Origin of the sequence: Azovibrio restrictus DSM 23866 (assembly GCF_000429665.1) — a bacterium.
Taxonomy (GTDB): Bacteria; Pseudomonadota; Gammaproteobacteria; order Burkholderiales; family Rhodocyclaceae; genus Azovibrio; species Azovibrio restrictus.
In genome coordinates, this window is record NZ_KE386939.1 from 39,235 (window position 1) to 45,234 (window position 6,000).

At 61.6% G+C, this 6,000-nt stretch carries 2 protein-coding genes; both read left to right on the forward strand.

The genetic code is table 11. The features are described from left to right. Nucleotides 1–322: 322 nt before the first annotated feature. The gene (locus tag G474_RS21705; protein WP_211228161.1) at nt 323–3,268 is read left to right on the forward strand and encodes a type VI secretion system Vgr family protein; all 2,946 of its coding nucleotides are present in this window, start codon (nt 323–325) and stop codon (nt 3,266–3,268) included. Nucleotides 3,269–3,270: 2 nt separating this feature from the next. Beyond that, entirely contained in the window at nt 3,271–5,793 is a 2,523-nt protein-coding gene (locus tag G474_RS22330) for a phospholipase D-like domain-containing protein (protein WP_026688293.1), read from the forward strand. Nucleotides 5,794–6,000 lie beyond the last annotated feature (207 nt).

Genomic DNA, 6,000 nt, shown 5'->3' on the forward strand with positions numbered 1-6,000 from the left:
TTACCCCGGCCACCCCATGATAAGTGGCGGCCAGGTGTGTTCATCTTTTACTTTTTGTCAGGGCTGGGGGTGGGCTTTCCGGTTGTTGGACATGCATTCCCGACTGCGGGGGTGATGCTGCTGGCGTAGAATTCCGCCTTTCCCTTCCCCGATGGGTATGTCCATGTCTGCCCTGGCCTCTGCCTCCGCTCTGGAGTCCCTCCGCGCTGCTGGTGCTTCCCTGTTTGCGCAACATGCACGCTTGTTGCGCCTGCGCTTTGCTGCAAATGCCCGGATCGACGGAGAAATGCTGCTTCCCCACCGGATTCATGGGGAGGAAGGTTTGTCCGCCAATTATCGCTATGTTCTGGATTGTCTGTCCCCGGATGCGGGGCTGGAGCTGAAGGCCCTGCTTGGTCAGCCCGTGGAGGTGGGGCTGCTGCTGCCGGATGGCGGTGAGCGCCTTTACAGCGGCCTGGTCACCCGTGTCGAACAGCGAGGAGCTGATGGGGGCTTCGGGCTTTTCACCCTCACCATTGAACCCGCTTTGGCGTTGCTGGCCCATCGCAGGAACAGCCGTGTGTTTCAGGACAAGACCGTACCCGAAATCGTCAAGGCCATCCTGCAGGAGCACCAGTCCAGCAACCCGGCCTTTTCCCACAGCTTTCTGCTCCGTGATGACACGGTCTTGAAGTACCCCCAGAGGTCCTACTGCCTCCAGTATCGTGAAGCGGACCTGGCATTCATCGAGCGCCTGCTTGCCGAAGAAGGGATTGCCTGGCGCTATGCTCATGGCGGAGGAGAGGGGGGCAGCAGGAATGGGCCGTCGGGCAGTGCCACTTCCCTGGTCCGTAGCGGTGCCGCCGAGGCTGACGGTGTGCCCACCCATACACTGGTCCTGTTTGATGACAGTGCGGTGCTTCCTGTCCTGACGGGGGAACACGAGCTGGGACGTACCGGTCGTACCCGGCCGGCCGGGATACGCTTTCACCGCACCGCCGGGGTGGAGCGCGATGACGGGATGGATGTCTGGCTTGGGGAGCGTCAGATCGACAGCGGTCGGACCACGCTGCTTGCCTATGACTACAAGGCAGTGGATGCCCACCTGGGGAGTGCCGAAGCATCGATCCTGCAGGGGGATGCCGGGGATTCCTGTTGTGCCGGCCTGGAGGATTACGATCCCCAGACGCTCTATTATGGCCAGGACCCCCGGGAAATGAGCCGCTATGCCGCTTTGCGCCAGCAGGCCCGTGACCGGCAAGGCAAAGTCTTCAACGGGGAAGGCAGCGCCCGTTGCCTGGCGGCCGGGGGCTGGTTTCCCCTGGCAGACCATCCGCTCCATGATCAGGATTCAGAAGAGGACCGGCAGTTTCTGGTGACCCGCCTGAGCTTTGCGGCGCGCAACAATCTCCTGCCCGAAACCGAGGACCCCTTTCCGCTGCCGGCAGGTAGCCTGCTGGAAGGAAAGGACGGTAACAGCAAGGGACAAAGCGCGACGCCCTACCGGGCCAGGATGGAAGCCATCCGCAGACACATCCGCTTCGTGCCGGATTACAACCGTAGCGCCCATCGCAAACCCACGGCTCCCGGAGGGACCACTGCAACCGTGGTCGGTCCCGATGGCGAAGAAATTCATACTGACCAGCACGGCCGCATCAAGCTCCAGTTCCACTGGCAGCGTCGGGAGGATCATCCCGATGGGGGCGCCGACCTGGACGAGCGCTCGTCCACCTGGGTGCGGGTGGCCTATCCGAGTGCCGGCGCAGCCTGGGGAACTCAATACATACCCAGGATTGGCCAGGAAGTTCTGGTCAGCTTTCTTGAAAACGACATCGATCGTCCGGTGGTGACCGGCGTCCTTTACAACGGCACTCATCGTCCTCCCGAGTTCAGCGCTGCCGGACGGCTTCCTGCCAACCGGATGCTGTCGGGCCACAGGAGCAAGGAGCACAAGGGCCAGGGCTGGAATGAGCTGGTGTTCGACGACAGCACTGGAGAACTGCGCACCAGACTCTCCAGCGAACACGGCAAGACCCAGCTGAACCAAGGTTATCTGATCCACCCGCGCACCGATGGCAAAGGGGAAGTGCGGGGCGAGGGCTTTGAGTTGCGTAGCGACAAACACGGTGCCATCCGGGCTGGTCAGGGCTTGTTTCTCACCACCGAAGCCCAGGCGGGCGCCAGTGGCAGACAGCTTTCCCGGGATCACGCTCAAGCCCAGCTGGAGGCCGCTTACCAGCTGACGAAAAATCTGGCGGAGGTTGCCACCAAGCAAGCCGCTGATGCCCTCGAGCACGGCCCGGAACAGGTCAGCACGGACAATCAGCCGGAAGGCAAAACCCAGTCTGGCCATCTGGATCATCATGTCCAGGCCCTGAGGGCCTGGGAGGCCGGCAGCAACACGGACAAGGATGGCAAGACGGCCAAAGAGGAGCCGGGCCGGCAGCCGATCATGGTCATGTCCGCCCCCGCAGGAATTGCCGGGGTGACCGGGCAGAACCTCTCGCTCACGGCTGGCACCAATCTCGATTTCACCGCCCAGCGCGACAGTAATCAGAGCAGCGGTCGAAGATGGCTCCATAACGTGGGGCAGCACATCAGCCTGTTCGTAAACGGGGTCAAGGGCAAGATCGCCATGAAGCTCATCGCAGCTCAGGGGAAGGTACAGATTCAGGCCCAGCATGGTGAAGCCGAGATGACGGCGGAGCAGGACCTGAGCATCACTTCCACCCAGGGAAAGGTCCTGGTGGTCGGGCGAAAGGAAATCCTGCTGACCTCCGGTGGGGGGTATATCCGGCTGAAAGACGGGGACATCGAGATTCACTGCCCCGGCACTGTATCGATCCGGGGGAAAGCCCATACATTCAATGGGCCGGATGCAATGCATGTCGGACATCCGGCTTTTCCGGAAAACCTGCCCAAAGCCCCGCTCATCTTCAATTTCGATCATGCGCCCCAGGGGGTTGGCGGGGGCTGGGCGCGCATGCCCTACAAGCTCTTTGCCGATGGAGCGCCGATCAAGGAGGGGGTTCTCGACGGAACAGGTCCGCTTCAGGTGGATCATGAGGTCGTGACCCGGGAATACCAGCTGGAACTAGCCAATGGCATGATCTACAAGATCCCGGTGGCCTCCCAGTACTCCAATGCTTCCCAGGGGGAGGGGGCCAATGGCGGCATCCACAAGCATGAAGCGGGCGCTCCTGCCGATACCGGGGCGACTCCCCAGCCCGCCACGCCCCGGGAAGATTATGCCGAGATACTGTACGGCTCTGTCGTGAAAGGAGGCTGAGCATGGCGCTCAAAGTGGTGGTACCCATTGCTCAAAGTCAGACCAACCAGTGCACATTCACCCCCGCCTGGTTTGTGCAGAAATCCGAATATCGTGTCCTGCCGGGGAGTTTCGAGCTGCTGAAAAATGGCGAAGAGGCTTTCCGCTCGGTTTATTACGCCCTGGAAAAAGCTACGAAATCCATCTCCATCATCTGCTGGGGCTTTCAGCCATCCATGTATTTCCTGCGTGGCGGGCAGAAAGGGCTGCGCATTGGCGAACTTCTGGAAAAGAAGGCCCTGGCAGGTGTCAAGGTGAGGGTCCTGTGCTGGTCTTTTGAAGTGAGCAATATCAGCCTGACGGATTCCATAGAAGCAAACATCCCAGGACGCCGCGCCCGTAATGAAGGTATGGCCGAGTTGGGCCGAAGGACAGGGCGGGATGAGCTGGAAAAAATGGGCAGGCCCAATACCCTGGCGGATCAGGACTATCTTTACGACATCGAATGGTTCGGGCGTTATGACCGTGATCAGGGCTTCGTTTCCGACACCCTGCCCCGGCGCGCAGCGGGCATCGATACAAAACCGCGTACCAAGAACCTGGTGTTTGCCGGACGGGGGTTCAATGCTGCCGACCGGGCAGTGATCCTCGGTAGTGAGCGGGCCGATCCCAATACCAGTCTGGATACCCGTGGTGTGCAGGCGGCGTCAGCCAGCCATCACCAGAAGACGGTACTGGTGGATTTCGAGCTGCCGGAGCATGCCGTCGGTTTTGTGATGGGACACAACACCCTTGATGAGTACTGGGACACCAATCAACACAGCTGCCGTCGCCAACGTGATCCCCGTCTGGGGCGTAACGGCAATCGCCCCCGGGAGGACTTCTCCAGTCGGGTGACGGGCCCCATCCTGGGCGATCTGTTTCATAACTTTCACGCCGCCTGGAAGAAGGAGGTTGGCGAGGATCTGTTTGCCGAAGTGGGTGCTCCTGCCTTTGAGCACTATCCGCACTCGGGCGCGACCCGGCAGTGGAGGAAGCGGGAAATTGCCCGGTCCGAGGCGGTGATCCGCCGGGAAACCGCGCTGCAAACGGGGCTCTCCGATCCCCAGGCGGGGAGCGACCCCAGCCTGCTCGGGGGGGCCGGGAAAACCCGAGAAGCCCAGCTGGCGGCCTCCCGGCAGCGGCAACAGGCGGCGGAGGTGGCGCGAGACAGGCATCGCAAGAAGCTGGCCAGCGATCGCACCGATGCGCCCAGCCAGGCCCAGAGCAGCACCGCCGTGATGGCCCAGATCCTGCGAACCCAGCCCCAGTACGGGGTACGCGATATTGCCGCAAGTTATTTGCAGGCAGTAAAAAACGCCACCCACTACATTTACATGGAGAACCAGTATTTCCGCTGGAAACCCCTCGCCGAGGCCATCACCGAGCATGCCGAGAAGCTGGCCCAATGTGGTGCTGCTCCGGAGAAATACGGCTCCCTCAACCTTTTTGTCATCACCAATGCGGACAAGGATGGGATGGGGCTCGGCACGGTCTCCACGGCACGCATGCTCGATGCGCTGGGGCGTGCCGATGTGATTCCCGAGGTCTCCCGCCAGCAGCGGGCCGAAGATACCGAGGCTGAACTCAAGGCCGCGCGTCAGCAGGTTGCCCAGGAATCGGCGCAGCAGAAAAAGCTGGAAAAACAGGCGGTAAGCACTTCTGCAGCCCAGGGGGCGCTCGAAGCCTCCCGGGAGCGGCAGCAGGCAGCCCAGGCCCGGATACCGGAACTGGAGCAGAAGCTTGCCACCCAGCAGCGCGAGAAAAAGGGCCATGCCCCGATTCCGATGCAGTCCGTGCCTGGATTGAGGGTACATGTCTGCACCCTGGTGGCCCCCGATTCGCCTGGCCGCTCAGGCAGCACTTGCAACCATGGCGACCGGGCGCTGACCCCAGATGAGCGGCGCGAGCGGGTTCAGGCGGAACTGGCCCAGGCGGAAAAGACGGTTGCCCGGCTGGAGGCCCAGCGCGCCACCCTGGATGGCGAGGCGGCCCAGCTGAAAGGGATTCCCAACGCATCGGCCAGCGTCACGGCCAGATACGAAAGTCTCAACCAGCAGCTGCAACAGGCGCAGGCCCGTCGCGATGCCCTCAGGCAGGAGTTGCGTGGGCTGAACAACCTGAACGCCCCGAACAACAGCCGCCCGGAGGATTTCGCCGATTGGGTCGACGTCTATGTGCATGCCAAGCTGACGCTCATCGATGACAGCTTCCTCTCCCTGGGCAGCGCCAACATCAACAGCCGCAGCATGGAGACGGACTCGGAGCTCAATATCGCCCTGGCCAACCACAAGGTCACCCAGCCGGCAAGAAAGTTCCTGTGGCAGCTGCATACGAACAGCAGGAGTGGGGGTGAAGAACTGGCGGTTCAGGGGATGAAGAAGGCATGGGACGCTTGGCAGGACGTGATTAACGTGAATAAAGCTCGCCGCAAGGATAAATATCCTCCCATGGCTTCCCTTGTCGAATTCTTCAGCGGCACCAAAGAGCGCACCAACCTGGATTGAGCGAGTTCGATGATGATCTTCCGCATCTGGGTAATCACCTTTTTTCTGACCGTCGGGCTGACTGCCTGTGATGACATTTCCCCCTCCAAGGACCGTACCATGCCCGATCTTCCCGGCATCCACACCCGTCTATCCTTCAGCTGTGTCCATGAGCAGGCGCACATCCCGCCCCGGGACCCGGAGGCGGATCAGCTCTACGTCCATGCC

What these genes read in the sequence shown, in the direction of transcription:
- G474_RS22330 (WP_026688293.1), top strand. Translation starts at nt 3,271, where the DNA reads ATGGCGCTCAAAGTGGTGGTACCCATTGCTCAAAGTCAGACCAACCAG.